General features: G+C 61.5%; 1 protein-coding gene. It reads left to right on the top strand.

Annotation, left to right across the window (positions count from 1 at the left end; translation table 11 throughout):
- Positions 1 to 244 (top strand): penicillin-binding transpeptidase domain-containing protein (locus SB771_RS36430; RefSeq protein WP_410722216.1); only part of this gene is annotated, 244 nt, incomplete at both ends.

Consider the following 244-nt stretch of genomic DNA (forward strand, 5'->3'; position numbering starts at 1 on the left):
GCCGGGTTCGAGCTTCAAGCCGTTCATCTATTCGGCGTCGCTAGAAAAGGGTTTGGGACCGGCAACCGTCATCAACGACGCGCCGCTCTTCTTCAGCGCAGCTGAAACAGGTGGCCAGGCGTGGGAGCCGAAGAACTACGGCGGCGGCTTCGATGGCCCGATGTCGATGCGGACCGCGCTGCAGAAGTCGAAGAACCTCGTGTCGATCCGCATCCTCAACCACATCGGCACGAAGTACGCGCAG

It is taken from the genome of Burkholderia sp. SIMBA_051 (genome assembly GCF_046534915.1).
Classification (GTDB): Bacteria; Pseudomonadota; Gammaproteobacteria; order Burkholderiales; family Burkholderiaceae; genus Burkholderia; species Burkholderia ambifaria.